17 protein-coding genes, 2 tRNA genes and 3 pseudogenes are annotated in these 26,446 nt (G+C 65.5%); 6 read left to right on the top strand and 16 right to left on the bottom strand.

Going from position 1 to position 26,446, the window contains the following annotated elements; all coding sequences use genetic code 11:
- Positions 1 to 355: 355 nt before the first annotated feature.
- The 13 genes and pseudogenes from IGS67_RS08665 to IGS67_RS08600 form a co-directional block, all read right to left on the bottom strand.
- Complete coding sequence (locus tag IGS67_RS08665) at positions 356 to 1,120, bottom strand: hypothetical protein (RefSeq protein ID WP_192279751.1); 765 nt, start codon at positions 1,118 to 1,120, stop codon at positions 356 to 358.
- 634 nt (positions 1,121 to 1,754) lie between these two features.
- On the bottom strand, positions 1,755 to 2,303 hold the full coding sequence (locus IGS67_RS08660; RefSeq protein WP_192279749.1) for a DUF1643 domain-containing protein: 549 nt from the start codon (positions 2,301 to 2,303) through the stop codon (positions 1,755 to 1,757).
- The gene (locus IGS67_RS08655; RefSeq protein ID WP_192279747.1) at positions 2,300 to 3,970 is read right to left on the bottom strand and encodes an SIR2 family protein; all 1,671 of its coding nucleotides are present in this window, start codon (positions 3,968 to 3,970) and stop codon (positions 2,300 to 2,302) included. The genes IGS67_RS08660 and IGS67_RS08655 overlap by 4 nt, the downstream gene beginning before the upstream one ends.
- A gap of 230 nt (positions 3,971 to 4,200) precedes the next feature.
- Positions 4,201 to 5,118, bottom strand: coding sequence for an IS3 family transposase (locus IGS67_RS08650; RefSeq protein WP_192279745.1), 918 nt, complete (start codon positions 5,116 to 5,118; stop codon positions 4,201 to 4,203).
- Positions 5,067 to 5,429 carry a transposase gene (locus tag IGS67_RS08645; RefSeq protein ID WP_192279743.1) on the bottom strand — a complete coding sequence of 121 codons (363 nt, stop codon included), beginning with the start codon at positions 5,427 to 5,429 and terminating at the stop codon, positions 5,067 to 5,069. The genes IGS67_RS08650 and IGS67_RS08645 overlap by 52 nt, the downstream gene beginning before the upstream one ends.
- 117 nt (positions 5,430 to 5,546) lie before the next feature.
- Positions 5,547 to 6,064: pseudogene (locus tag IGS67_RS13950) on the bottom strand (transposase); the annotation flags it as partial.
- Between the two features lie 556 nt (positions 6,065 to 6,620).
- Entirely contained in the window at positions 6,621 to 7,529 is a 909-nt protein-coding gene (locus IGS67_RS08630; protein WP_192279737.1) for a protein NO VEIN domain-containing protein, read from the bottom strand.
- A gap of 132 nt (positions 7,530 to 7,661) precedes the next feature.
- Complete coding sequence (locus IGS67_RS08625; RefSeq protein WP_235978050.1) at positions 7,662 to 8,525, bottom strand: IS3 family transposase; 864 nt, start codon at positions 8,523 to 8,525, stop codon at positions 7,662 to 7,664.
- Positions 8,526 to 8,533: 8 nt separating this feature from the next.
- A complete protein-coding gene (locus IGS67_RS08620) occupies positions 8,534 to 8,818 on the bottom strand; it encodes a transposase (RefSeq protein ID WP_055990899.1) in 285 nt (94 codons plus the stop codon).
- Between the two features lie 250 nt (positions 8,819 to 9,068).
- On the bottom strand, positions 9,069 to 10,292 hold the full coding sequence (locus tag IGS67_RS08615) for a PASTA domain-containing protein (protein WP_192280176.1): 1,224 nt from the start codon (positions 10,290 to 10,292) through the stop codon (positions 9,069 to 9,071).
- Positions 10,293 to 10,475: 183 nt separating this feature from the next.
- A pseudogene (locus IGS67_RS14515) lies at positions 10,476 to 10,617 on the bottom strand (IS3-like element ISAar24 family transposase); the annotation flags it as partial.
- A gap of 3 nt (positions 10,618 to 10,620) precedes the next feature.
- A pseudogene (locus IGS67_RS08605) lies at positions 10,621 to 11,935 on the bottom strand (ISL3 family transposase).
- Between the two features lie 230 nt (positions 11,936 to 12,165).
- Positions 12,166 to 13,137 (bottom strand): DUF4365 domain-containing protein, encoded by a 972-nt coding sequence (locus IGS67_RS08600; RefSeq protein ID WP_192279731.1) that lies wholly within the window; start codon positions 13,135 to 13,137, stop codon positions 12,166 to 12,168.
- A 1,733-nt stretch (positions 13,138 to 14,870) separates the two neighbouring features.
- On the opposite strand from IGS67_RS08600, the gene IGS67_RS08595 reads away from it, so the two are divergent.
- Positions 14,871 to 16,796 carry a hypothetical protein gene (locus IGS67_RS08595; RefSeq protein ID WP_192279729.1) on the top strand — a complete coding sequence of 642 codons (1,926 nt, stop codon included), beginning with the start codon at positions 14,871 to 14,873 and terminating at the stop codon, positions 16,794 to 16,796.
- Positions 16,797 to 16,868: 72 nt separating this feature from the next.
- A complete protein-coding gene (locus tag IGS67_RS08590; protein ID WP_328742130.1) occupies positions 16,869 to 17,897 on the top strand; it encodes a DUF4238 domain-containing protein in 1,029 nt (342 codons plus the stop codon).
- Between the two features lie 126 nt (positions 17,898 to 18,023).
- Here IGS67_RS08590 and IGS67_RS08585 read toward each other — a convergent pair whose 3' ends face one another.
- Positions 18,024 to 20,843, bottom strand: coding sequence for a class I SAM-dependent DNA methyltransferase (locus tag IGS67_RS08585; protein WP_192279725.1), 2,820 nt, complete (start codon positions 20,841 to 20,843; stop codon positions 18,024 to 18,026).
- Between the two features lie 125 nt (positions 20,844 to 20,968).
- Positions 20,969 to 21,259, bottom strand: a complete 291-nt coding sequence (locus IGS67_RS08580; protein ID WP_192279723.1) for a hypothetical protein — start codon at positions 21,257 to 21,259, stop codon at positions 20,969 to 20,971.
- A 687-nt stretch (positions 21,260 to 21,946) separates the two neighbouring features.
- On the opposite strand from IGS67_RS08580, the gene IGS67_RS08575 reads away from it, so the two are divergent.
- Together IGS67_RS08575 and IGS67_RS08570 are read left to right on the top strand one after the other, a co-directional pair.
- Complete coding sequence (locus IGS67_RS08575; RefSeq protein WP_192279721.1) at positions 21,947 to 23,668, top strand: hypothetical protein; 1,722 nt, start codon at positions 21,947 to 21,949, stop codon at positions 23,666 to 23,668.
- The gene (locus IGS67_RS08570) at positions 23,665 to 25,254 is read left to right on the top strand and encodes a hypothetical protein (protein WP_192279719.1); all 1,590 of its coding nucleotides are present in this window, start codon (positions 23,665 to 23,667) and stop codon (positions 25,252 to 25,254) included. The genes IGS67_RS08575 and IGS67_RS08570 overlap by 4 nt, the downstream gene beginning before the upstream one ends.
- Before the next feature lie 264 nt (positions 25,255 to 25,518).
- Here IGS67_RS08570 and IGS67_RS08565 read toward each other — a convergent pair.
- Positions 25,519 to 25,595: transfer RNA gene (locus IGS67_RS08565), tRNA-Pro, on the bottom strand.
- Between the two features lie 119 nt (positions 25,596 to 25,714).
- On the opposite strand from IGS67_RS08565, the gene IGS67_RS08560 reads away from it, so the two are divergent.
- Both IGS67_RS08560 and IGS67_RS08555 read left to right on the top strand, forming a co-directional pair.
- Positions 25,715 to 25,788, top strand: a tRNA-Gly gene (locus IGS67_RS08560).
- 100 nt (positions 25,789 to 25,888) lie between these two features.
- On the top strand, positions 25,889 to 26,356 hold the full coding sequence (locus IGS67_RS08555; RefSeq protein ID WP_192279717.1) for a hypothetical protein: 468 nt from the start codon (positions 25,889 to 25,891) through the stop codon (positions 26,354 to 26,356).
- Positions 26,357 to 26,446: the final 90 nt, after the last annotated feature.

Raw genomic sequence — 26,446 nt, 5'->3', positions numbered from 1 at the left:
CGTCCCGCGAGCAGGGCTGTCAGGGGCACGAAGAACCTCCGAAGAGCATCGACAGCAGTCGGTCAGCTCTGACTTACCACGAGCCACGGACACCCAGGGTTCGGCGGGAGCGCTGGACGGTTCTGCGTCGCCTCTCCGCCTGACGCCCCCGGCTCACCCACTGGGGCTCGACCGCAGCCCTTGAGGCGGCGGCTCAGGGCCAGCCTTCGGGCAGGGCGCGTTCGGCGGTCGACGGCTCGACGAGTTGCTCGCCGCTGGTCAGCGCGAGAGGCGACTCCGCCGACATGTCTGCAGAAGATCACGGAAACACCTCGCCTTTGCGCCACGAAGGACCGTGACGTTCGACGAGCAACCTCTATGGACAGCGCGCATACCGATCACCTCCCAAGACTCCAAGAATCGGTTTCTCCCACCAACCCGAGAACGTTGAGCAGAGCTCACCAGTCAGAGAAGCCGCCTCAACTCGTCGCAGTACGCGACCGTCAGCCATGAGCACCGTAGCGCTATCCCCCTCCTTCGCAAACACGAACGCCGTCCGTTCTACACCGGAGAATCTGATCGTTTCTGGAGGCACCCAGGGCGTCGGAAGCGACGTAAAAACGAGAAAGATGAGCCCGCCAACAGCCACGCTCGCCGTCTCGAACTTCGACGCACCTACCGCACTCGCCGCCGGCGCACAGCCGGCCCCGCGTCGGGATTTCTCCGCACGCCTGATCGAAAGTCGTCGCACTACGACCTCGACGATCACCAGTAGCGCAAGGGCAATAATTAGCATTGTCGGCACGATTAATACAAGGAGAAGTGCTGGCCAACTCTCCATAACCCGCGCAGCCGCACGCTCTACCGGGCTGCGTCTACTCAAATTGCGCTCGACGACCGGCACGACCTTAATCGCCACTACGCCATAAAGAACAGGCAGAATGCCCAGGAGCGTTCCCGTGAGCACGTCGACAGTCCCACTTGCAGCAAGAATGCCAAAGGCCGTGGTAACGTCCCAGCCTGCCACCGCCAGAAGTTTCAGGCAAATAGCAATCGACGTCAAGGCACCGATGATCAACCCAACATGCTGCTGCCAGGCTAAACCGAACAACTTGATGGAGTCCGACTTCTTGCTGTTCATGATCCGATGTTCCCACACTCGGCACGAGTCCCCGACGCCTCGACCGAGATCGGGTCTGCTGCACGAGTGGAGTCCCTCAAGTTGGCTCGTTGCCGACGTGGTGGAGGTCTGTCGATGAGGCCGCCGGCGGCGAGCAGCACCCGTAGTCGATAGTTGCCGGGGCTGCGATAGTTGCGGACCTGGCGCCTGGGGAGCTCGATGATGCCGCCGACGGCCTCGGTGCCGCCCTTGTCTGCCCTGTTGGCACCGGAGCAGGACCCGAACGCCTTTCACCCGCGTCGCGGGGCCCGTCCGCGACGGGCAACCTCGGGAGCCGGGGGCCGAGTCCCTGGACGTGGTGTAGCAGATCCTTCACTTGGGACGTGAGCGCAAGAGTCTTGCGCACCTCCTCGAGGCCGATGTTCGGGCTCCACCCGCCAACGGTCACGGACGCTGCCGCCGTTGGCGCTAAGCCCGCGGTCCCTGCAGTTTGCTCTCCGTCTGTGACTACCAGTCGCGCCCGCCTCGCAGCTCGACGATCTTGGCGGTCGTCACCGGCTCTCTGCCGAAGGGGTCACGGCAAATACCCACGCTCCTACTCAGGCGCCTCCGAGCGCCATCGTCTACCTCCACCGTGAGGAGGAAGCATTTGCGGTCATCGACCTTCTCGCCTCATGTAGACCTTCGGCCCCAGCATCAATAGCGGCCGACCGGGCGGGCTCGGGTGCCGAGGGTTGCCCCGCTTGGTCAGCGGGTCCCACGTGAACACCTTTACACCCATCAGGTCGAGCAGCGCCTGGACGGCGAGCTTCGCGCGCTTCAGTGTTCGGTGCGGCATGTTGCCCCATGCACCGAGCACCTCGGTCGCACCGTACCTAAGCAGCACCTGCTCGATAACGGCGCAGTTCAGCGCTGCCAGCCCCGCGTCGTATGCCGAGAGTCGGCTCGGATTGGGCGAACGCTCGGGATACAGGTTCAGCATGATCCAGCCTGCGTACCCATGGAACACGCTCGCCTCGATAAGCCTGTTCACGGTCCGGTCGGACTGAGCCTCTGCGGCGTGCGATGGGTTCATGCCGATCGCGATGAGGGGCGGAGCACCCGTGCTCGCCTTCGACACGTTACCCAGCGCGAATCGGAATGTACTTTCAGCCGGCTCCGGCTTCCAGAAGTCAGGCTCCTGACCTGGGAGGTACTTGGTCATGTGCGGCTGTTCTCCACGCTCGCCAGCGCGAGCGCTGTCCTGCGGTCGTACAGGCAGATCGCGCGACGCAGGAAAGCTATGTTGCTTTGCGACCTCGCCTCTGGACTCTCGTAGAGTTCGACCAGAACCTCACGGAGATCGGCTTCGCTGTAGTCATTCGGATCGAGCAAGACAAGGCATTCGAGCTTGAAGTACATCGGGTACTCGGAGTCGACCACCTCGCGGGGTGTCCGCAGGACACCGCTCACCTCGCGATCGAAACGTGCCGTGCTCTGCGCGGACGCCAATACCTGGCGCTCGGCCAGCTTGCGGATCACGCCCGGTAGCCCTGCGAAGTCGATGCTGCCGTTGGGCGCGATGCGCTCCAGCTCGTGCAGGTACTTGTGCACCGGCACGTAGGACGTAGTGCTCGGGCGGATGCCGTCAGGGATGCCCGAAGTCAGAAGGTTCTCGGCATCGAGCCCGCGCTTTCGAATGCCCAGTGCGTCGCTCTCCACGTCTTCGCGACGCAAAGAGCGACCGATGGTCGAGAGGTTCTGCAGGTCCTTCTCCGAGAACGCTCCGACTCCGAACACCACGCGGTACTCGTCCGCATCATCCGCATCGATCGGGATCGCGCGCACCACCTCGCGGTTCTGCGATGGTTCGGGATGCGTGACCAGATCGAAGACGTGCTTGCGAAGCTCTCGCAGGATCGCCGCAGGGAAGGGCCGCTCCAAGCGCGAGAGCACGTCCCAAAGCCACATGAAGCTGTGAGTCTCGATCCGCGTGATCGGGAATCGGAACCCGCCGCGCTCGATACTGGTCTGCTCGACGACAGTCTTGAAGCCGTTGTCCTCGTTCCATTCGACGAAGTAGATCCGCCGGCCAAGCTCGCCGAGACGGTCTGGGCCGACGGCGGTGGCGATGTTGCCAAGGATCTCGTTCAGATACTCGTCACTGAGACTGTACCCGACAAAGATCACCGGGTGCTCGGCGAAGATGGTCAGGAGCTTCGCCGCAAGGTAGTGGTTCCGGTTCGAGAACCGTTCGTAGTCACCCTTGGTCAGGATCAGCGACAGTGGCTGCGTCGCCGCCCCATGGATCTTGTACGTCTCCGCGATGAACTGGGCGTCACTCATCATCAGCTCGTCCTGGCCGACATAAGCTTGAAAGCTCGGGAAGAGCTGATCAGTCAGCGAGTCGTAGTTGGTGGTGATGACGCCGTCGACCACGGCCGTACGAAGCCGTGCGATCTCATCCGCGAGCGACTGGTCGTCTACTCCAGGCACTCCGTCGACGAGGGCATCGTTCGCCCGAATGTGTGAGGCGATCGCGACCTTCAGTCCGCCCTCCTCGTCTTTGACGATCTCTGCGTTCGCCTCGCGCTGCGACTCGTAGGCTGGAGCCTTCCACCAACGCTCATGGAAGGCGCGCGCGATGCTCGTGGCCGCTGATGGGAGGTCGCCGTTTGCCGATGCGAGGTGGTAATTAAAGTCCACTCCCGCTTCGGAAGCAAAGTGCCGCAGCAGGCCGTCCCAGTCCGGAAGGCCGAGATACCTGCGCGACAGGCCGCTGCCCATGAACAAGTACGGCAACGCGCCGTGCGATACAAGCGAGGCTTGCAGCCCCGTCGCCGCCGTGTCCTCGATATCCTGGCGGTCGCCGTCGGATTGCCCTGAAGTCATAGTTGAGTATCGTAGATGAGCCCTCTGAGAACCGAGCGATAGCCCTGCTCCCAACGCGACCGCGATCCTTCGCTCCGGGCGACACGCGACGTGCGGGACCACTGCACGACCGAATGACACCTGCCGATGGACGGTTGCGCCGCCGGAGAGTTGCTCGTTGTCAGAGGCCCTTGCCGAGGCCTGTCCTGACCGTGCTCGACGGGTGTCCTGATTCGCCCTGGGTTTCGTTCCTATCGGGCGGTTTGGGAAACCGGTGTTCCCAAGGGTGTGTCGAGGCCAGCGTAGTAGTCGGCTTCGACCTCGGCGGGGGTGCGCATGTCGAGCTCTCCGTGGAGGCGTTGGTTGTTCCACCACCAGACGCATTCGAGCGTTGCGAGCTCGACCTGCTCGACCGTGCGCCCCGGGCCGCGGCGACGGGTGAGTTCGGTCTTGTAGAGCCCGTTGATCGCCTCAGCCATCGCGTTGTCGAACGAATCGCCCACGGTTCCTGTCGACGGTGTTGCGCCGAGTTCCTCGATCCGATCGATGTAGACGACGGCGAGGTAGTTCGATCCATGGTCGTCGTGATGGACGAGCCCGTCGAGTTTCCCGTCGGCAGCCCACGCGGCCATGTTCAATGCCTGCAGCGGCAGGATGTTGGCTTTGAGCGTCGAGGCGACGTTCCACTCGACGATGCGGCGGGAGAACACGTCGGTGACGAACGCGACGTAGGCGAACCCGGACCACGTCGCGACGTATGGCACGTCCGCGACCCAGAGTCTGCGAGGCGTGTCGGCAGTGAACCTGCGTTGCACGAGGTCCTTCAGCTTCGCGTTAGCCGGGTCAGGCTTCGTCGTGAAGACCTTCTTCGACCGTTTCACGCCGCGAACGCCGGTCAGCCGCATGAGCCGGCCGGTCTGGTCCCGGCCGATGGCCCAGCCTTGTCTGCGCAGCAGCGCATGCATCTTCCGGACCCCGTAGACACCGTAGTTCTCCGCATGCAGCCGGCGGATCTCCGGGATCAGCAGTTCGTCCCGCAGCTGCCGGGCAGACGCGGGACGCGCTTTTGCGGCCCGGTATCCGCGGGCGGTGAGGAACCCCACCTCGGCTTGCCGCATCACACGGCAGACGAGCTCGACCCCGAAACGACCACGCATCTTGTCGACCATCTCGGCGAGGGGCGGCCGAGCTCGGTTGCGACAAACACGCTCGCTGACCGGAGGATCTCGTTGGCCTTCTCCAACTCGGCGATCTGCTTCTTCAGCCGCTTGATCTCCGACTGCGCCTCACGCGAGGTCCCGGGTTCACGGCCCTCGTCGACGTCGAGCCGCTTCTTCCACAATCGCAGCGTCTTGGGGTTCACGCCGAGCCTGCCAGCGACGTGCTTGATCGCGGCGTGATCGGTCTTGTGATCGGGGCGAGCCTCGCTCAACATCCGCAGCGCACGCTGACGGAACTCATCCGGATACGGTCCTGGCACAACTCCATCCTCCAAAAGGAAAGGACGGAACGAAACTCAGGGCGAATCATTCTGTCGGCAGTAGCTGGTCGCTACGATGGCGGGGACCAGAGAACCGAGTCTCCACTAAACCCGGGGCGGTTCACCCATGGCCATGGTCAGTTCGGCGTGGACGCGGCGGTATCCGTATGTGCCGCGTGAGGTGACGTGCACTTCCCGGATCAGCGCGGTCAGCCATTGCCGGCGCAGCTCGGACTGGGTCAGCGGCTTCCGTTTGACACGGTAGTAGTGCTGCCTCGCGACCCCGAGGACGCGGCAGCAACGGTCGATCGGGATCCCGGCGTCGGCGAGGCGGTCGATCACCGTGAAGAGTCTCTTGGGCGGGGACGCTACTCGTCGAGAAGCTTCGCCGCCTGCCGGACGATCAGCAACTCCATCTCGAGCTTTCGAATGCGGTGTCTCGCAGCTCGCAGCTCCGCCGATTCGGACGACGGGACACCCGGACGGCGACCGTTATCGATATCGTCCTGGCGGATCCAGTTCGAGAGCGTGACAGGGTGAATCCCGAGTTCGACGGCGGTCTGCTTGGCCTGCTTGCCGGCACGCACGAGCGCGACAGCGCGAGCACGAAACTCCGGCGGATAGGGACGAGGCATGAGGATGAGCCTTCCGGATCAGGCCACCAGTTAGCCACCGAAACTGGAACCCTTTTCGTGGGGCAGGTCAAGGTGTCACCTATCCGTGCAGCAGTCCCCGTAGTGCGGGGCACGGGGCCCGGCCGGAGTGGGCGCGGACGGGTCGATCGTCCACCGGCTTGGTGGACGTTTGACCGCGCGGCCACACCGCGCGCCAGCACCGACGGACAGATCGCTTCTCGCGCCGGAGCATGACGGGCCAAGGCGGGTACGGCCCGTCCGTGACCCGCGGTGTCGGAGCTGGCCGTGCCCGCCGTCGTCGCGCGGGGCCGACACTGCTTGATTGGCCCCAGCGCAGAGCCGACGACCCCGACGGATGGCACTGCGATCAGTCACGGGTGGCACCACGACTGCCGCAGATCAGCGACGCCCCCAAGAGGCCGCCACGGCCCTCGGGGTGACCTGAGTCGTTGCGTGAGTGCCACGGCTCACACGGCAGTATGGCGCTGCTCGGCCGCTGAACAGTCGCTGGCGCACGAACCAGCGTCCGCCCCAACTGGATTCGGCGAACCGGAGGTTAGCTTCGCCGATCGCGGGGGTGGGGGTGGTAGGCATACTGCATCGCCTCCAGGTCCTCCTCCTCGCCGAACCAGTCATAGATCACCAGGTCGCCGCTATGTGGGACCACGTGTCCGTCGACGACCTCGATGTTCGCCACGATCCCCATCACGCACTGCCGCGGGTTCGCCGCAGCGAACGCCACCTCGTTGCGCGTGACGAGCACGGACTCCCCCGAACTCGTTGTGCCCTTCGCCTCCAGGTAGCACACCTCGCCGTCGCGCATGGCGATCGCGTCGTAGGGATGCCCCACCCGCCGGTCAGCGACCTCCCAGCCTTGAGCAACGAAGTGGTCGGTCAAACGCTGCTGCGCGAGGTCCTCGATCTCCCGGCGAAGCGCTGCATCCTGTTGGAAGCCCTGACCGGACGTCGGCGGCGTCGGAGCTGGTGCCTCGGTAGACGAGCCCATCGTGAGCCCTCTGAGATGCTCGGACCACAGCTCCTCAAGCCGGCGCGCATTGGCCTCGCCCAACCTCGTCCCGCTCTGGCGGGGACTGACGAACTTCTCCGGGAGCTCCCGGACGAGGTCCTCGATCGGCAACCGTTGATCCATGTCGACGATGGCGTCCCACAGAAGGCGCGCAAACCGGCGCTCCGCCAGTGCTCCCTCATCCGACTCACGCCACGACGGCCCGTACTCCGGCTCCTCGGTAAACGTTGCCGACGCGACGATGCCCCGCTCATCGGTGCCTTGGACCAGCAGGTAGCCACGGTCCCCGGGAACGATGCCACCCTCCACCAGAGAGCCGTGCACGTCCCACGCGTCAGGGACTGTTCCGCCACTGCGGATCGTCTCAACGTTCTCAGTCGTCTGAGGCTCGATGGACGAGCTCTGCTTCCGAGAGACGGTCAAGATGTACGTAGCCATCAATCCTCCAAGCGATACAGATCGACCGGGCAGCACCGATTGCCTACGTCCAGAACAGCCGAACAACAGCGCTGCTGTGGCACCGGGAAACGGGAGCCTGACCCGGTTTCCCGGACGGTTCTTGTGTGTTGATCATGCCGCGATTTCTGCAGCGGTGTGAAGGACTTCGTAGTCTGCGGGGCTGAGGCCGCCGAGCGAGGTGTGCCGGCGGCGGGGGTTATAGAACCCTTCGATCCACTCGAACATGGCCGACGCGAGCTGCGTCCTGGAGTCCCAGCTCGTGCGGTCCAGGAGCTCGCGTTGCATCGTCGACCAGAAGCTCTCGATGAGCGCGTTATCGACGCTGGAGGCGACTGTGCCCATCGATCCGAGCAGCCCGGCCTGGCGGAGCCGGTGGCCGAAAAGCCACGAGGTGTATTGAGCTCCGCGGTCCGCGTGAACGACCGTGCTGGGCTCGGGACGGCGTCGCCAGCGCGCCATCTCGAGCGCGTCGACGACGATCTCCGCGGTGATGCGATCGGAGATCGACCAGCCGACGATGCGGCGTGAGTACGCGTCGATGACGGCGGCGCAGTAGACCCATCCGTCTCTCGCGCGGTGCTGCGTGATGTCGCAGAACCAGAGCCGATTCGGCGCGTCGGCGCGGAACTGCCGCTTCACGAGGTCCTCGTGCGTCGCCGTGTCCGGCTTCCGCCCGCGCCGCTTCCGACGGTGCGAGACCCCGACCAGACCGTCCAGTCGCATCAACCGGGCGACTCGTTTGCGGCCGACGTGAACGCCGAGACCGAGGCGCATCTCGGCGAGCACGCGCGGAGCACCATAGGTTTCGCGGGGGTCGGCGTGGATGCGTCGGATCGTCGTCCTCAACGCCGCATCCGCGACCGCTCGCGGCGACGGTGGCCGGCTCACCCACTCGTAGTAGCCCGAGGTCGAGACGTTCAGGAACCGGCAGGCCACCGCGACGGGGATCCCGTCAGCGGCGAGCTCCTGGACCAGCCGGAACCCTATTTTGGGAGCACATTCTCCCGGGCGAAGTAGGCGCTGGCGCGCTTGAGTATCTCGATCTCCATCTCCAGCACCCGGTTGCGGCGGCGCAGCTCGACGAGCTCCTTGTGCTCGTCTGTCGTGACACCGGCCTTGCGACCGGAGTCGACTGCGTCTCGATTCATCCAGTTCCGCAGGCAGGACTCGCTGATCCCGAGATCACGCGCGGTCTGGCCGACAGGATTGCCCTGGGCAACCAAATCCAGAGCTCGACGCCGGAACTCCGGCGGGTGGGCAGCAGGCATCTCACAGACTCCTTCCGAGACGATCATCGCCTCAACTCAGGTGTCCGGGAAACCGGGTCAGGCTCCCTTCGCTGCCACCGCTCCCGTGGCTGAAGGCCACCACTGCGCGCCGCCCTCCGCACTACCCGGGCTTCTTAGGTGGAATGGCGGTCCGGCGCAGGGCGCCCGCAGGAGCGTCGTCGAGAGAGGCGCCGCTTGATCTCGACAGACCGGTGCTGTGGCCACGACCCTCCGCGGCTGAGGGCGCCCGCTACTCGTTGGGATCGTGCCCGCCACGCTTGCGGCACGCGATGTCCTCATAGGTGGCAACGAAGACCGTTGACGGCGCGAGGTCACGCACCGCTTTGTCCATCCGGTCATCTGGCCATGTCCCACCGACATGGCTGCGGTCGAACACCTTGGCGTACTTGTCGGCGTACTCCAGCGGTAAGAAGTCCGCCATGCGTCCACATGTATCGACGATGGCACGAGCCCCACCTGCGGCGGTGGTCCACGCCGCCGACGGCATCACGAGCATCCGCACGACGGCGAGTTCGACATCGGGTCGGGAAGCCGCGCCGTTGCCCCACACACCGCTACTGTCCATCCGGCTCTCGATTGCGTAGACGTCGATGGGGAGTTCAGCGACCTTGAGTCCGTCCGGGAGCGCACCTGCCCCGCTCGGCCGGTCCGGGACTCGTTTGCCCGGGTTGGCGGCCTGCTGCGGGCAGAACCGGCGCCCGGCTTCATCGGTGGCGTACTTCAGCAGGTCGTACGTCGCGGTCGACACGTGCGGGCGGTACTCGACGTTCAGATTGTCTGCGAGGCGCTTCGCCATCGCTTCGGCGTGTGCACGCCGGTCCTCGAGGTCGGACTGCGAGTAACGAGGCAGCCAGAACTCGCACCAGGCCAGAGGAGTACCGAGTAGCGTGTCGGCCATCGCGTCCGCGGTCTCGGGGTCACGTTCCCGGACGTCACGAAGGTAGGTCGCAAGGTCGTACCTGATCGTGCGGGGATACGGCTTGTAGCTGTCGAACGGGTCGACGCCATGGTTGACCGCGTAGATCTCGGGCAGACCCACGATGGACGGCAGGACGAAGTCGCCTGGGTTCGGCGTCGGTTCGGGAGTTGGCACGTTCGCGGCCGCGACGAGCGCGCTGACTTCCGCGTACGCTGGCGCGGTCTCGGAGAGGAGAGCCAAGGTCGCCGCGCTGTTCCTGGGTCCGACGTGGATCTGGACGTCTTCGTCGACCGCCTGCAAAGCACCCACGCTCGGCTGTGCAACAACGACCCAGTTGGTCCAGTCGAAGATGAGCAGCTGGCTCACGGTGTTCTTCGCCCGGACGTGCTCGAAGCCGGCGTCCTTGATGATCGCCTCGGCCTGATCGGCTCGATACCCGACCACGTCAGGAACCGCGATCTGGGCGGCGGGCGCGCACCCCGAGACCGCGAGTCCTATCGCAAGTAGGGCTGCGAGCTTCCGCCATGCGCGCACGTGTCGTTCCTCCGTAGGTGCGGTTCGGATGCGGGGCGCCACGCATTACGAGAAGGTGAACCGCCCCGGGTGTAGTGGAGGCTCTGGGGGTATCCCGACTCCTGTGGGTTCGGAAAACTGGAACCCATGCCACCGTGATTGCTGCCGCGTTCTCGAACTCTACCGGCGTCAGCCAGCCGATGGTGGAGTGCTGTCGCAGACGGTTGTAGAGAATCTCGAGGTACTCGAAGATCGCGTTGGCAAGCTCAAGACGCGTGCGCCAGCATCTGCGGTTCAAGGGCTCGACCTGCATCCGAGGCCAGTTGCTCTCGATGACGGCATTGTCGGCTCATCCGATCTGAGGGTGTGGCCGGGCTCTGAAGCCACCGGCTTCGAGGAGTGATCGGGGGATGTAGTGGGTCAGGTTCCGGAAGCCGAGGGCGGAGCCGCGTAGATGCTCGAGTCGGCCGTTGCTGGCCTCGGTGGGGCCGTTGCTCGTGCCGGCCAGGTCGAAGAACGCGAGCACGTCGGCGGCGCGTTTGGTCAGGGTCCGTCCGAGGGTGGCGAGCTCGTGCAGTGCTGTCGGGACGCCGCGAGTCAGGGAGTCGATGACGGCGGTCATGAGTGTGCGTCCCTGGGCGCGGTCGGGGTGGCGGTAGGCGGTGATCACGCGCTGGTAGATACCCCAGGTGGCCTCGACCTCGACGTGGTCCTCGTCGGCGAACAACGCCTCCAGTCTCGCCGCCTGTCTGTCGGTGAGCAGGTCGGCGCCGGTGTGCAGGGTCCGCCGAGCCTTGTAGAGCTGGTCGCCGGCGCGGCCACGATGACCGTGCAGGTCCTGCTGGACTCGGCGGCGGCACCGATCGAGCGTGTCGCCGGCCAACCGCACGACGTGGAACGGGTCGAGGACCGCGACTGCGTCGGGCAGCTCTTCGGCGGTCGCGGTCTTGAACCCGGTGAACCCGTCCATCGCGACGACCTCGACGCCGTCACGCCAGGACTTGGGGAGCGCGGCGAGCCAGGTCTTGAACGCGCTCTTGGACCGGCCCTCGACCATGTCCAGCAGCCTCGCTGGTCCGACCCCGTCCCGGATCGAGGTCAGGTCGATGACCACGGTCACGCACTTCTCCCCGCGCGTCGTGTGACGCCACGTGCTCCTCGGCCCCGATCACGGCGACGCCGTCGAACCGGGCAGGGTCGTCGATCAGCAGGCGCATGCCTTCGGCCAGGACAGCGTCGTTCGCGGTGCCTCACGCGACCGCCAACGCTTCGGCCACCCGTGCGACCGTCAGATGCTGGGTCACGAGCCCGACCAGGGCCCAGCGCACCGCCGCCCGCGACAGCTTCGCACGCGGCGCGGCTGCGGCCGTGGTGTCTTGGCGCCACACCCGCCGGCAGCCCGAGCAGCGGTACCGGCGCACCCTGATCAGCAGCGTCAACAGACGCCACCCGCACGGTTCATGCGCGAGCGCCCGCGTCACAGTGTCTCGGATGACGCCCTCGGCGCCGCACCTGCGGCAGAACGCGTCGTTCTCGCGCGCGACGACGCGGCACTCCAGCACCGTCCGTTCAGGCTCCAAGCGTTGCCCGACAACGACGAGACCAAGCTCGTCCAGGCGGCAGAACGTCGTCAGGTCAGGAAGGCAGAAGGTACCGTCGTGCACGTCGAGGCCTCTCGGATGGAAGGCGTAGGAACCTCCATCATCGGGGGAGCTCGACCTGCACCCGCATCTCCAGATCACCCCGCCGGCCCTACACCCTCTGATGGGAAGGGCCCCTAAAGCCGCTCGCATTCAAGAGAGCCACCTCCGACACCTCAGCCACTATGAGCGACTCCAAATCGCGACGACACTGCCGCCCCTTGCGACGCCGACCAGAACGGAGGATGGGATACTCATCGCGGGGAGAGGAATGCCCCATCTCCCAGCGCAAATCGGTCAACGGCGAGAAAACTCCGGCCGAGATCGTTCAAGCCGAGTTCGAGGCGCCACCGATCGATCTCGTTCGCCAAGTTGATGTAAGGGCGCAAAGCACATTCTCCAAGAGTCCTTTCGCGCCACTCAGCATAGTCCTCGAGAACAATGCGGTCGCCTTCGCCGTCATAGAAGACGCAAGACTCCTCCCACTCCTGACGGTCGGCATCATCATAGGTCTCCTCATGAAGAAACAAGTCTGCCCAGGGCACGAGTGTCGGCAAAAGATCCTCGTACGGGCGCAAGCCCGCCCTGATGTACCAACTCCCGAGTTCCTGGCGATCCTCGCCGTCCTCGTCGACTGACGCGATAACGATGTCGCCCCGCCCAGAGGTCTTGTTAATCCACTCGTCGGCCTCGAGTAGGATTCTGCGCCCGTCTTGAAGGAGCTTCATCCACGGCAGTGCCAGTCGGAGGGCGCGCAGGCGGAGTTCATAAGGACTGCCTTCAGCGATCTTAGCCAGCTCACGTCGCGACTCACGACCAAGTCGATGGGCCGTAGGGACAAGTATCTTCTTGCCACCACGACTGCCAACGACAACAGTCTTCTCACTCACGGATTGCCAGTAGGCGATCCCTAAATCTGGGTTGCAAAGTACAACGATAACGGGCAGCGAGTGATCCATCCAATACCCAAGGTCGGCACTATCGAGCCGGAACCACCATCCACCCTCGTGGGGCTCTGAAAAATAGCTCGGGCCCGACTTGATCTGTACCGCAATCAGACGGCCACTAACACCGTCGTTCTCCACCACCTCGAGATGCGCGTCGATGCCGAAGTCGTCGGTTGTCTGTTCGCGGAAGACCCAACGAATGTCCCTCGTCACAATTTGCTGAACTGTAGCTACACCGCCGCGGTCCTGGAGAGCGGTATCCCGGATAGTCTTCGTCATTGTCGCAGTATACGGAGCAATCGTCCGTTGAACGAAGCGACGGCGGTCCGCCAAAGCGCTCGCGTCGGGACGCGCGAGAACGGAATCACCATGACTTGGCAGCGGGGCAGGCGCACCCCAGTTCAGGCCAATGAACGGTCTGCGGCCGAGCCCGCCCGGATCATTCAAGAGACTGGGTGGCGGTTGAGCGCAACCCCCGCACGGTTAGCAACGTCCTGCTTCCACGCCTCTGCAAGGTCCTCTCGGGCGCCGACCAGGGCGGCGTATCGTCGGCCAGTGGTTGAGCCGGCGGAGGCTCGGTCTCAGTGCACCGAGCCAAGCCGTTCAGGGGTCGAGGGTCGTCCGTGAAGGTGGATGAGGGAGCCCTGACACTCCCCTCGCTTCCGGAAGAGATCCGCAGCGCCTAACGGCGGGCGTTCAGGCAATGCAGGGCTTTGTCGGTGCTGAACCGCCCCAGGTTTCGTAGAGGCTCTCAACCAACGGAGGATGTGAGAGTCATGGCAGCACCCAGGAAGTACCTCAGGCGTGCTTCGCGAGCGTGCGATCCGGCTCGTGCTCGAGGCCAAGAAGGAGAGCGCCTCGGCGGCTGGCGCGTGTCGGCGTATCGGTGAGCAGTTAGGGATCAACCCCGAGACGTTGCGCAGTTGGGTCCAGCGTGCCGAGATCGACGCCGGGACGCGCCCCGGCACCACGACCGCAGACGCTGAGCTCCTGGCCGCGCCCGAGCGGGAAAGCCACGAGCTGCGCCGAGCCGACACGATCCTGTGCAGTGCCTCGGCATTCTTCGCATCAGCACTCGGCGGGGTAAAGATGGACGCACCATCCACGCCATCCCGGCACCGGCCACTTCCAGCCGCCCCGGCCACTGCGTCCGTGACCGCCCAACTGACTCCTCGGCCGCCCGCACTGCCGCTCCCCCGTCCTGGAAGATTCCCGACCTTCCGGCGACGCAGTTCCCGAACACGCCACGGGGCCGGCCAGGCCAAGCGCGCGGGTCATGCACTACCGAAGAACCAGAGCGGAAGCCAGCGTTCGCGCCACAACCAGCCGCGCGTCAGACGCCCAACATCTTGGGCGAGACTCTCGGCAGCACTACTACATATTGTGGTTACACGGATGTAGTCTGGAGCGAAGGAGCGGCCACCGGCCGCACCAGGTCTGGAGAGGCGGTCGAGGCAACATGTCGAAGCGAACTACGACGCACAGCGCAGCAACGGGCCGGTTCGTCCCGTCGAGCAAGGCTGCAAGCAGTCCCAAGAGAACGATCACCATCACCTCGGGCGCTAAGCCGACGACTGCGGCCCGCAGCGCCGTCACCGGCCGCTTCGTGACTGACGCCTACGCCGCGCGCCACCCGTCCACCACCGTCAAAGGCAAGTAGCTCTGACGGGGCGATCGGCATGTCACTCCCGCCGCAAGGACGACCTTGGATCCTCGGGAGATCTGCAATAGCCAGCATTCGGAGTTCGAAGGTTCAGTGCCCGCCGCCGGACACCGCTGCACAAGGGTCAGCCCGCAAATTGCACGGCCCGAGCCACTATTCAGTCCCATGCGGTACTCCTGAGTCCGGCTCTGGACGTCGCCGGCGTTCCACCGACTCTGTCGTCCGCACACCCTGAGGAGGCTCGGTGCGCCCCAAGGCTCACATGCCATTCACTGTCGCCCCGTGCCTGCGCTGCAAGGCGCAACGAGTGCTGGGCACCGCATGCGCTGAATGTGGCCAGCCGCCACGCTTGGGCGAGGTCAACAACGCGGTTGTCCGGCGTCGGCAAGCAGTTGATGCGCTCTCCAACGCACTCGACGACCAACGTTCCAGCGATTGCGAACTTCACGAAGAGCCAGCCCACGAGGCACTCCTAACGTTCGCCAACGCGTTCCAAGCGCACCTCAGTGAGCTCCTCGATCCTGCGGCGGGTTCGGGGGCACCCGTTAAGATGGCGCGAACCCTAAGACGACTCGACACCCTCGTCGACACCCTCGACGCCGCAGCTTCGCGACGCCCCGGGGCCAAGGCGCGCGCATATCTTGGCGTGGCGCAGGAGCTTCAGCGGATCTGGCCAATCTACCGCGAGGCATTGACAACACTCGACATGGCCCACGCCCAGGAGTTGGGCAGCCAGGGACAGTTCCTTCTCGACAGAGCACCCCGTTTCATAAGTGACGCGCGGACGGTCGGCGAGGCCATCGACGTCCTCACCAGCCAGAGCGCAGAGCCGTCATTGACCCGGCGCCTCCAGCTCTCGCTGCAGATCTTGCACCCCGGTGCCAGCAGGAACGAGCTGGTCGAAGAGGGAGCTCGCAGGGCTCGTCAGGTGACCGGCAGCGACGTGGCCGATGGCGCTTCCATGAGCTTCCTCATCCTCGAGGTCGTTGCGTCGGCGTTCTACAGCCCACAGGTGTTTAGCTTGAAGGTCCGGGAAGCATCCCAGGTGTGCGCGCCCCCGGAGCGGCTCCGGGAGATTGCGGCGATGGACGGTGCGCTCCAGGGGCTCGAGCATCTACGGCGCGACCTCTTCGAGACGCTGAACCACTTCACCCAAGTGGTGGCGACCGAGAGAAGAGGTGCGGCGGTCGTCCGCCGACTCGCAAGATCTGTCGGGGAGTTGCAAGAGTCCGCGATGCCACTCCTGGTCTGGTATCGCTTGCTGGTGGGAGCCGCCGAGGGGGTCGATCAGTACCGCAAGTTCCTCGAGTGGAACTCGACAGACCTCATCAGCAAGCTCAACCATCGGCTCCCGACGCTCAGCGCCGACATGCCCGCCTACCTACGCAACTCTGCCCACCACGGCAGCGCCTTCAACTTCGACGAGTCTCAAGTCACCGTCACGATCGCTCTCAGGTCCCACAAGGAAGTCATGGATCTGGACGACTACGTTGACCGGGTCCTTGCACTCCTCGAGTCGCTCCAGGCGGCAATGTGGGCGCTGGACGCTGCACTCGAGCTTGCCGGGATCAACGTCCCCACTTCTACCGACGATGCCGAGTACATGGGGCTGTTCTCGCACGATCTTGCCACCTGGAACCTCGAGCACCGCTTCGGAATCGACGATGTCCAGTCCACTGTCCGAAACGGAACTTGGACGGTAGAGGCAAGCTTGCCGCCCACCGAGGTGTTGACGACAGCGCTCGCCCTCGCAGAGCAGGCCAGCCCCGGCATCGAACGCTTGACGGTCGCCGTGACGGGCCTTCCGAGTGAGCCTCTCGAGATCGACCTCGTTGACTATAACGACTACAGCGAACAGGTCGGAATCGACTCCGCGACGACATGCATCGCCTTGCTCGAGCTCCGCCACAAGACGACACGCGGGCGGACATGCCTCCTCAGCCATCCGGACGTCGAGTTTGCCGTGGCAACACTGGCGAACCTTCTGCTCAACGACCAGCCCACGATGGTGAAGAGACTGCGGAAAATCCGTGACCTCGCTCATAACCACGGCTTCGACGATCTCGAGAACCTCGCAACATCTGCCATCGCAAGCTTGAGGACTGGCGATGCTGACAGCTTGCGGCGAAAGGTCGCAAGCCTTGCCGCCACCGCGACAGCACCTGCGGTTCCAACCGGCCCAAGGGTCACCGTCCACCTTCAGGCACGCACACAGAGCACGCCCTGTATCGTGACCGAGTCACAATCGTCACCTGCGCATGGAGCTATGAAATAACCGCCAGGCGAGCGTGAAGCGGAGTTCTCTGGCACTGCAAGCATCCACCATTCACCTACTGGAAACAACGGAATGCCAGTGTCAAATGTCTCCATGATATCGAGGCGAGAAATCAGTCGCCGACACCACACGGTACCGAAAGTGCTACTCAAGGGATTTGCTGACTCGCAAAGTAGGGTCGCGGTTACTAATCGCAGCGGCGCAACGTTCGTCACGCACCTGAACAACGCCTCTGTAAGGAACAACTTCTACAGTTTTGAGGGCATCAGCGGCAAGCCGGACGACGCAGTCGAGGTCTGGCTGGGAGCCCGCGCCGAGGCTCCCGCTGCGCCGGTCCTCGAACACGCAAGGGTAGGTATTCCGCCATGCCCATACGACCCTGACCCCATCGCATGGTTCATCGCCACCTCATTATGTCGCTCGCCTTACATACGGAGGATGATGCACGAGTTCGACTCAAACCTGAAGCCTGAGGTAACCGCTGCAACCTTCGAGCGATACAGAACAAGGGGAATATACTTCCATCCCCAAGTCATTGACTTCGTCACAAACCTGCCGATAGACCATGCCGAGACAACACGGTCTCAACTTCGAACGATGGCATCAATCATTAATGAAACTCAGTCAAGGCTCCGAAACTATGAGTGGAGCGTGGCGACGAGCGATAGTGCCATGCTGATCACTTCGGACAGCTCGGTGGCCGTTGAGAGGCCGGCCGACCATTGGCAAGGAATAGTGCCGCTTGGATCAAGCGTCTTTATGCCGGCCAGCCCACACCACCTTATCATCGGTGAGTCTCGTCGCATTGGAGCAATGCGCCGCCCGTTGACAGACGATGTTGCAGGGTGGGTAAATTCAACTTTGTCACGCTCCGCTGAAAGCGAGATTTACTACCACCCTACGATGCCAGTGCCGCAGGAGGCGGCACTCGACACGCAGGCGCCGGCCACTCCGATCATCGCGGGCAGCGTCTCCACCCGCAGCAGAGAATCAGTTCGGACACCAAGTCATGCCGAACCCTCGAGGGTCGCTGACATCACGAGAAAGCTCAACGCTGCCGATACGGCGCTACATGCATCCCGCACGCGCTGGAGAGAGTGAGAGAGTGAGAGAGTGAGCCACGCGCCCCGCCAGGCGTTGCGGATTGCAGAGTCGGCTCGTGACTCACGAGTCAATCGGGCCATCCCGCCCACCCAATGAATTGCGCATTCAAGTTCCCACAATCTCCTAACGCGCGGACACACCTAAGCGATCGGCGTACATTCTCATAAGGAGCGCGACGATCTCTCCATCCGTCGCGCTCGGTGCGGCACCATACAGTTCTTTCACAGCCTCATCAAGCGCCGCGTGCGAAGCGACGAGGCCGGGGACAAGGATCTGACGGTCCGGGTCGTACATCTCAGCGATCGTCATCCCGATCAGACCCTCACGAGAAGTGAGGACGTCCTGGGCGAGCGCCGAGATCTGACGCATCTGCGCTTCGGACGCATCAGGCCATACAAAGTTGTTATAGACGATCGAGTTTGAATAGCTGTAATCCGACTTTAGGCGAACACCCACCATGCGCATCCATGCATTGTGGACCGACGAGTGCAGCATTCCGAAATGATACAGCGTCGCGTTCGGCAACAGGCGCACCTTGTCGCTGCAGAGGGTTTCTGGCCCGACGAAGCCAAGGGGGATGTAGTTGCGACGTTCAGACGACACTTGCGGGATCAGGAGTGAGTTTGTCGTGGAAATTATCTCGGTTCCGAAGCGCTGTGGAGCAGCCGCGGCCTTGCGCGTTTGCGGGCGGTTCGATTTGGATCGGAACTCCCGGACAGCTTTGACTCGCTTCATCACCTCAGGCATTCGCGCGAGCTCCATGGGTGTCGCATTTCCAAGCCACAATGCCCAGCGCTCGATGCCCTGGATGAACTCGCGCGCGCCAAGCCAGCGCCTGAAGTACTTCTCGGCCCCCGGCTCGACCTCGAGAAATGCCAGTTTCTCTTCACTCGTGAATAGATAGTTGCCATCGTCCAGCGGCTGGGAACCAATCCCGATCGGCGGCACGTCGCAGATTGGCTTGGAACGGCTCCACACAAAGACGTCCGGCGCATCCTTTAGGTACGCATTGAGTTGTGCGGGGAACTCAGTAATTGCGGGCTGGTCCGGACGAGGGTGACGGAAGAGCCTCTTCTTATCTCCTTGCTTGGAGAATCCGACGACCACAACAAAGACTGCTGCGGCACCGCTTGCCTCATTCGTCCACTTGAATGTGTCGTGTGCGAAGTCGATCCGCACGCCCAAGTCGTAGATCGGAGACCAGACGTTGGCGACCTGCTCGCCCTGGCAGATCGAGTTCGTCGCCACGAAGGCCGCGCGAATCTTGTGATCACCCATGTACTGTGCGGCCTTCATGAACCAGCCCGCGACGTAGTCGATGTTGCCGACGTTGCGGGCCCCGTTGAACACCGCTACGAGCTCGGCCTTCTGCTCACGTGTCTGGTACCGGGCGCCTCGGAATGGCGGGTTTCCGATGATGTACGAGCACAAGTCCGCCGGTAGCACCTCCTCCCAGTCGACCTCGAGAGCGTTGGCGAGGGTGATCTGCGCCGAGTCAGTGAGAGGAAGGTCGTCGATGACCTGCATGACGATCGTCTGCGTCTCAGCATTGGCCTGAAGCTCGGCGATCCACAGGGCCGTCCGAGCGACGTTGGCCGCGAAGTCGTTGATCTCGATGCCGACGAACTGCTTGAGCGAGACCTTCAAGGGGTTGTTCTTGGCCCCATCGGGCGCATCAAACGCCCACATCGCCTGCCCGTTGTGCAGCGCGGACAGCACCTGATTCTCCAGGCGGCGAAGTGCGAGATAGGACTCCGAGAGGAAGTTGCCTGAACCGCACGCCGGGTCGAAGAAGGTCAGTGACGCGAGTTTGTCGTGGAAGCGTCCCAGGGCACCGGCGCGAGCGCGTGGTGTGACACCGTCCGCGTTGAGGATCCCGTCGAGCTCGGCCTTGAGGTCGTCGAGAAAGAGCGGGTCGATCACCCTGTGGATGTTCGCCGGCGAGGTGTAGTGCATCCCGCCAGAGCGCCTCGTCTCCGGGTTGAGGGTGCTCTCGAAGACACCGCCGAAGATCGTCGGCGAGATAGCCGACCAGTCCGTGCCCTTGGAGACGTCCTCCACGAGAACCTTGACGATCTCGTCGGTGAAGTTCGGGATCTCAGTCGCGCCGGCGTCGGCGAAGAGCCCGCCGTTGACGTAGGGGAAGGCCCTGAGCTCCTGCGAGGCGTAGGGGTCTCGCTCATCGGGTGCGGTGTTCATGTAGTCGAACAGCTCGCGAAGCGCACCCCGCACCTGACGTGCGGGCACACCTGCGAGGTAGTTCGCGAACGCGTCTTTCGGGAACAGCCCCGCGTCCTCGGAGAACAGGCAGAAGACCAGCCGTACGCACAGGACGTTCAGGCTGTGGCGGCTCTCCTCGGAGTCCGGATCCAGGTACTGGGCGTGGAGAAGGTCATAGAGGCGGCCGATCAGTCGGCCCGCGTCGAGCGAGACACGCTCTTCGCGCTGACGCCGCGCCAGCTGCGGGTCGACGAGGAAGTCGAGGAGATGCAGCTGCTCAGGCAGCTCTGCGAGGCGGAAGGAAACGTAATTGGTCGCCGGCGTCGCGACCTCAAGGTCGTGGATGCGGAAATGGTCGAAGTCGCACACAATGATGCGGTCGGGGCGCTGAGAGTTGGGAAGCGAGTCGGCGTACCGCTTGGCCTGCTCGAACGGCGTCACCAAGAGGCCCTGGCGCCGGTCCGGCTTGTCGAGGTCGATGCCGAGCGACTTCTGCTCGATGACCGTCTTCGCGTCCGGGATGATGACGTCGATATAGCCGTGGGTAGCCGTCGCCTGCTCGAAGCGCACGTTGGTCGTCACATCGTTCATACCGACGACATCGCGAAGCAGCTCGAGCCAGAACGACCCTGTGTCGCCCTTCTCATAGCCGCGCCCAGCCCACTTCGCAGCGAACGCGCGAGCCGCGTCCGTCCGCACCCGCACTGTGTGCACGTCGTGCATCCTCGACTCCCCTTAAGCCGTATCGCGGTCCAGGTGGACCGCTGGAAGCCTATCGAGAACCACGCGCGACCAAGACTGCGGCATTCTACTGCCCACATCGCAGCCGACCGGGATCGACTCGAGACCTACCTGCGGCGGGTCTCGTGCTCGATCGCGCGCATGAGCGGCGTCGTCGCCAGCCACTCCTCCGCGTCCAGGTCCGCGATGCTCGCCCCACCCAGCTCCACCGTCAGCACCTCACCCATCACCGCGCCTTCCACGGCGCCGGTGAGGAGGTCGGCCATCGCGAGCATGTGCAACCACATCGCCTGAGCGCGCAGCAAGTCCGCCACTGCATGAAGATGTTCGACGCTCATCGCCGACAGCCCCAGAACCGCGCCCTGGCGCGTCACCCAGAACCGACCCTGGTCCAGCACGCGCCGGTCCAAGCGCCCCGGCGCTACGTGCGCCATCCAGGAAGGCGCGCCCTGCTCTCGACCTGTCATACGCGCATCGTGCCCACCGGCCCTCCCAGACCAGTGCCGCGCGCATACCCGCTACCCGGGACGTCGCCATCCCTCATGACGTCCCAGCGACTCCCCCAACGCTGACAGCGGGGTGGGTCTGGGCCTCGCGGCCCAGACCCACCCCGGTGTCTTACCGCTGCGCCGAAGCGCAGTACCTGCATCCAGGCATTCGAGCCTCGGGCCCGCCGTGGATCCTGCCCGCATCAGCGAGGATCCAGTCGGTGAGCCAGCGCGTGCTCATGTGAGGCCAGCGCTCGGTGAGCGCGTGCTCGAGGATCGACAGCTCCCGGAGGAGCTTTGCCGAGGGCATGCCGTGAGACATGCGGTCGGCCCACTCAGCTCCCACCGACGATCGCAGAGCGAGAAGCTCTGCACGTCGACGGGCCTGCATCTTCGTGCCCCTGCGGGGCATCGTGGTGGTGGACATGGTCCTCCTGGATTGGACACCCCTGCAACGGTGCGCCACAGGTGGTGCGGAGCGTCGCAACGCTCACTCCCGGACCGTCGCGGCGCTCGAGCTCGTCACAAGGGCCCACCGGCATCGACGTCAACTGTCACGACATTGCGCGCGCACACGCGCGCTCGACGGTCTGCGCCATGACGCCCAACGCACAGGTCATCGCGACGCTCGCCGCCTACGTCCCCCGTGGACTGCCCGCCGGCGCCTGGGCGCTTGCTGCCGATCCCGTGCGGTCCCTCGCCGCCCGCACCGCCCCGCACGACCCCGCCCGCGCCAGGGGCGTCGCGTGGGCACTGTGCGTCCTGCTCGCCGGCCCCTACGGCTGGGACCGGCAGAACGCACCCGACCTGCGCGCGCTGCTCACCCCGCCAGCCATCCAGGCCGTCCTGGACGTGCACGTCGCCGGCGGTGGCCGCTCCGCCGACCATCTCGCGCGCCACCTCACCCAGGCGCGCCGCACCGCCCACGCCCTGCCCGCCCGCTCCCGCCGGACGCACCGCATGCCCGCGATCACGCGCACCTCGACCTGCGAAACCTCCGTCGTGGAGGTCGCGCGTGCGCTGACGTCAGCCGGACGCCCCGTGACGCGCTCGACGCTCGGCGCTGTTGCTGCCGAGGCCGCTGCGAGCACTGCACGGGGACGCGCGGCGCGCACCCTGGAGCTCACCTACACCGCCCGCATCCTGCAGGCGACCGATGAGCGAAGCACGGAGGCGGTTCACGCCACACCCACCCACGCCACGAGAAGCAACTCGCCCGCTCGCACCTCCATGCGAGCCGAACGCGCCGCCCGCAAGGCCGAGCGCGACACCCTTCGCCGCGCCACCTCCGGGCCGGTCCTGGCCCCCGAGCCCGACCCCGCGCGCCTGCCCGCCGACGTCCGCGCCGCCCTGGCCGACTACTACCCCCGCGGCGTCCCCGGCCGCCTCTGGGCCGAGCTGCGTCCGCTCACGATGCGCCTGGTCATCGGCTCGAATCCCGCCACGGTCAACATCGCCCGCACCCGAGCCACCGCCGCGGTCGGCTACCTCCGATGGCTGCACACCCAGCCCACCGGACCGGCCAACCCCGGACCGCTGAGCGTCGCCGACCTCGTCGACCTCGACCTTCTCGAGGCCTACATCACCCACCGACGTCGTACCTCCGGCGCCAGCACGGCCTCGATCAGCTCCACGCGGTCCCTGCTGCGCGCCCTCGTCGCCGCTCTCGACGCCCAGCCCCTGGCCGTCCCGTCCCGCTACACCCCGCTGCGCGGCCCCTACAGCCCCGAAGAGTGCGAGGACCTCCTCGAGCTCGTCGCCAACCAGCCCAGCCGAGCACGCCAGCGCACCGGCGCCCTCGTCGTCGGCCTCGCCCTCGGCGCGGGACTGGCCGCACGCGACCTGCGCTACGTGCGTGCCTGCGACATCGTCGAGCGCGACGCCGACACGCTCTTGCCCTACCTCACCGTCACCGTCCCGGCGGGCCCCGCCCCGCGCACCGTCATCATCCGCGACACCTACGCCCCCGCCGTGCGCACCGGCCTTGCGCTGCACGAAGGCGCCGAGACCGACCTGCTCATCGGGCGGCTCGAAGGACGCAAGAACGTCACCACCCTGCGCCTGACCACAGCCGACGGCACCCCCGTCAAGCTCGACATCGCCCGGCTGCGCACCACGTGGCTCTTCGCGATGATCCACGTCGCCATCCCCCTGCCCCGCCTGCTGGCCGACGCAGGCCTGACCACAGCCGCCACCCTGGCCGACCTCCTCCCCTACGCCCGCCACGTCGAGCCCGAGCCCGCGCAGACACGCACCGCACCCGACATCACCCCGACCACCTCCGAACGCGCCGCGCGCAGCACGGAGGTGACCCGATGAGCCTGCGCAGCGTCGAGACAGAGTTCGACCGTGCCCTGAGCGTCGTGCGACGCTCACAGATCGCCCCGCACCTCGAAGACGCCATCCGCTCAACCTCCGCCGGCCGTCCCAGGCGCCTCAGCGTCGAGATGCTCCTCGCGGCGCTTCTTGTCGCACCCAACCAGCGGTTCAGGAGCGGCACCCTCGTCACCGTCCACCGCATCCTCACCGACGAGCTCAGCGCCTCACGCCTGCGACGCTCCGACCTCATGTGGGACGAGCACGGACAGGCCAAGACCCTCACCATCCGCCAGGTCCGCTACCTGTTCAAGCAGATCGTGCGCGCCATGGACTTCTCCGCCCACACCACCAGCGGGCTCGACGCCGACGACATCCTCGACGTCACCGACACCACCCACGAGTGGCTCAACGCCCTCGTGCGCGCCTCGCTGCCCGACTCACTGCCCACCGCCGAGATGCACGCCATCGACGCCTCAGCGATCCCCGCCTGGAGCCTCGGCAGACGCCGCGCCACCGACGCCCAGCGTGCCGCGGGTCGCCCGGCGACCGCCTCGGTCGACCCCGACGCCGACTGGGGATACCGCACCGTCACCACCGACTCCGCCACCAAGAAGTTCTTCGGCTACCACCTCAACGCCGCCGTCACCTCCTACACCCCCGGCAGCCCCTGGCAGTCCATCAAGGCGATCACAGCCTTCGACCTCGTCGCAGCCAACGCAGGACTCACCGAATCGACCATCAACCTCCTCGACGACGCCCTCCTGCCCTTCGCCCCCCGCACCACGCTCCTGGTCGACCGCGGCTACTCCAACTGGGTCGCCCCCGCATGGGCCGACCAGCTCCACGCCCGAGGCGTCACCCAGTACCTCGACATGCGTGACGACAACCTCGGCTACCGCGAGGACCCCGAGACCGGCGTCATCATGTTCGCCGGCTGGCCCTTCTCCCCCTGGACCCCACGCCACCTGTTCAACATCACCCACCCGAAGCGCTACTCCATCGCCCCGCTCGCGCCCAACGCCTCCGCTCCCGTCCGCAGGCGCCACGCACGAAGCGCCGCCAAGGTCGAGCAGTTCAACGCGCAGATCCAAGCGCTGGCCCCCTACGCGCTCGTCCGCAACGGACGCCGTCACGCCAAGGGCCACCAGCGGTTCTTCACCCGCACCCACGGCCGCGAGAACGCCACCGCCGCCCAGCGTCGCACCAAGGCCTTCACCCAGGAGACCATCTCCGTCTCCAGCGCCGTCCTCGGCAAGCACTACCAGCCCCACCGCTGGGGCACCCCCGAATGGATCGCCGCCTACTCCCGGCGCACCGCCGTTGAAGGAGCCTTCGGCGTCCTCAAGGCCCGCACCGGATACGCCATGACCCGCGGCTGGACCCGCGCGATCGGCATCACCGCCAACACGATCATGGTCACCGCAGCGATCGTCCAGTACAACATCCAGGTCATCCGCCGCTGGGCAGCAAAGAACGCCCTCAACGACGCCGACCTCTACGACGCCCCCTCAAAAGCGGACGCCACGCCAAGCGGCCCACGCCCCGCCGCCAACCCCCAGCGACCCGGCGCACCGCCCGCCACCTGAACCCGCGCGGCACGCCGCGCACCGAACTCCACAGCCACACCCACGCAGCCCGCAGGCCCCAGAGCCTGACGGGCTACCAGTGATTCCCCGCACGCCCTCGAACTACCCCGAGCGCGCGTCACTGCTCGCCGCCGGAGTCCCGCGCACAGCACTGCACCCATCGACAGCAGCCCGAAACAGACAGAACCCCCCGCCCAGAGCCCCGGAGGGCTCTCGACGAGAGGTTCTGTCACTACGACCGGTGAAAATATGTCACCAGGCCAATGGTCGGGGTGACAGGATTTGAACCTGCGACCTTCCGGTCCCAAACCGGACGCGCTACCAACCTGCGCCACACCCCGCGGCCACGCACAGCGTGGTCCGTCGAGAAGCATAGAGGGTCCGGCGGCCTCTGGGCGGCTGTGTCTCGTCCCCGGAGGTCCTGCTAAGGTATCCGTCGGTCCTGTTGCCACGGGACCACGCGGATGTAGCTCAATGGTAGAGCCTCAGTCTTCCAAACTGATTACGCGGGTTCGATTCCCGTCATCCGCTCCACGTATCACCGCAGGTCAACGGCCGTTCTCGCACCGCGAGGACGGCCGTTCTGCATCCCCCGTCCGGGCCGTCGTGGAAGAACGTGGAAGTAGGCCCCCCGATGACAGTCCACCACCTGCCCGTGCGCCGGCCCGAGGACGACCCCGCGACGCTCGCCGAGCACCTCACCCGCGCCCCGGACGATGATGCAGCTGTGAGGTTCGCGCTGGCCTGGCTCTGGACCGCAGCCGAGGACGCCGCAGACGACGAGACCGCCGGCCGCGAGATGCGCGCGCTCGTGTCCGACTTCGCGCGCCACTGGAACGCGACGCACGCCCTGCCCGTCGCTGCCAGCCCCGGCCCGCGCCTCGAGGCCGTTGCCGAGGCTGCCGAGGCCGGCGTGGCGCACCGGCTCGGCTACGTCGTCGTGGAGCGCACCTGGCAGGGTTCGGAGATCCCGCTGTCCAACGACTGGCACCCGACGTTGCTCGAGGCCCAAGCCGAGGCCGAGGTGCACCGCCGCACGCTGGCGACGTACCGGCCGGGTTCGGTCGTCGTCGTCGCGCTCGTCTCGGAGGTCGACGCATGAGCGCGCGTCGTCGGGACTCTCGTCGGTCGTTCGGTTCGCTCGAGCTGCTGCCCTCCGGCCGCTGGCGCGCCCGCTACACCGGCCCCGACG

This window comes from Flavimobilis rhizosphaerae (genome assembly GCF_014852685.1).
Taxonomy (GTDB): domain Bacteria; phylum Actinomycetota; class Actinomycetes; order Actinomycetales; family Cellulomonadaceae; genus Flavimobilis; species Flavimobilis rhizosphaerae.
The sequence above is the reverse complement of the archived record's forward strand: the minus strand, read 5'-3'. Positions and strand labels throughout refer to the sequence as shown.

Coding starts and splice junctions, on each gene's coding strand:
- IGS67_RS08620 (WP_055990899.1), bottom strand. CDS start 8,818: ATGCCTGCTGCCCACCCGCCGGAGTTCCGGCGTCGAGCTCTGGATTTG.
- IGS67_RS08660 (WP_192279749.1), bottom strand. CDS start 2,303: ATGACCAAGTACCTCCCAGGTCAGGAGCCTGACTTCTGGAAGCCGGAG.
- IGS67_RS08600 (WP_192279731.1), bottom strand. CDS start 13,137: ATGACGAAGACTATCCGGGATACCGCTCTCCAGGACCGCGGCGGTGTA.
- IGS67_RS08665 (WP_192279751.1), bottom strand. CDS start 1,120: ATGAACAGCAAGAAGTCGGACTCCATCAAGTTGTTCGGTTTAGCCTGG.
- IGS67_RS08655 (WP_192279747.1), bottom strand. CDS start 3,970: ATGACTTCAGGGCAATCCGACGGCGACCGCCAGGATATCGAGGACACG.
- IGS67_RS08630 (WP_192279737.1), bottom strand. CDS start 7,529: ATGGCTACGTACATCTTGACCGTCTCTCGGAAGCAGAGCTCGTCCATC.
- IGS67_RS08650 (WP_192279745.1), bottom strand. CDS start 5,118: ATGGTCGACAAGATGCGTGGTCGTTTCGGGGTCGAGCTCGTCTGCCGT.
- IGS67_RS08555 (WP_192279717.1), top strand. CDS start 25,889: ATGACAGTCCACCACCTGCCCGTGCGCCGGCCCGAGGACGACCCCGCG.
- IGS67_RS08585 (WP_192279725.1), bottom strand. CDS start 20,843: ATGCACGACGTGCACACAGTGCGGGTGCGGACGGACGCGGCTCGCGCG.
- IGS67_RS08590 (WP_328742130.1), top strand. CDS start 16,869: ATGCCAGTGTCAAATGTCTCCATGATATCGAGGCGAGAAATCAGTCGC.
- IGS67_RS08570 (WP_192279719.1), top strand. CDS start 23,665: ATGAGCCTGCGCAGCGTCGAGACAGAGTTCGACCGTGCCCTGAGCGTC.
- IGS67_RS08575 (WP_192279721.1), top strand. CDS start 21,947: ATGACGCCCAACGCACAGGTCATCGCGACGCTCGCCGCCTACGTCCCC.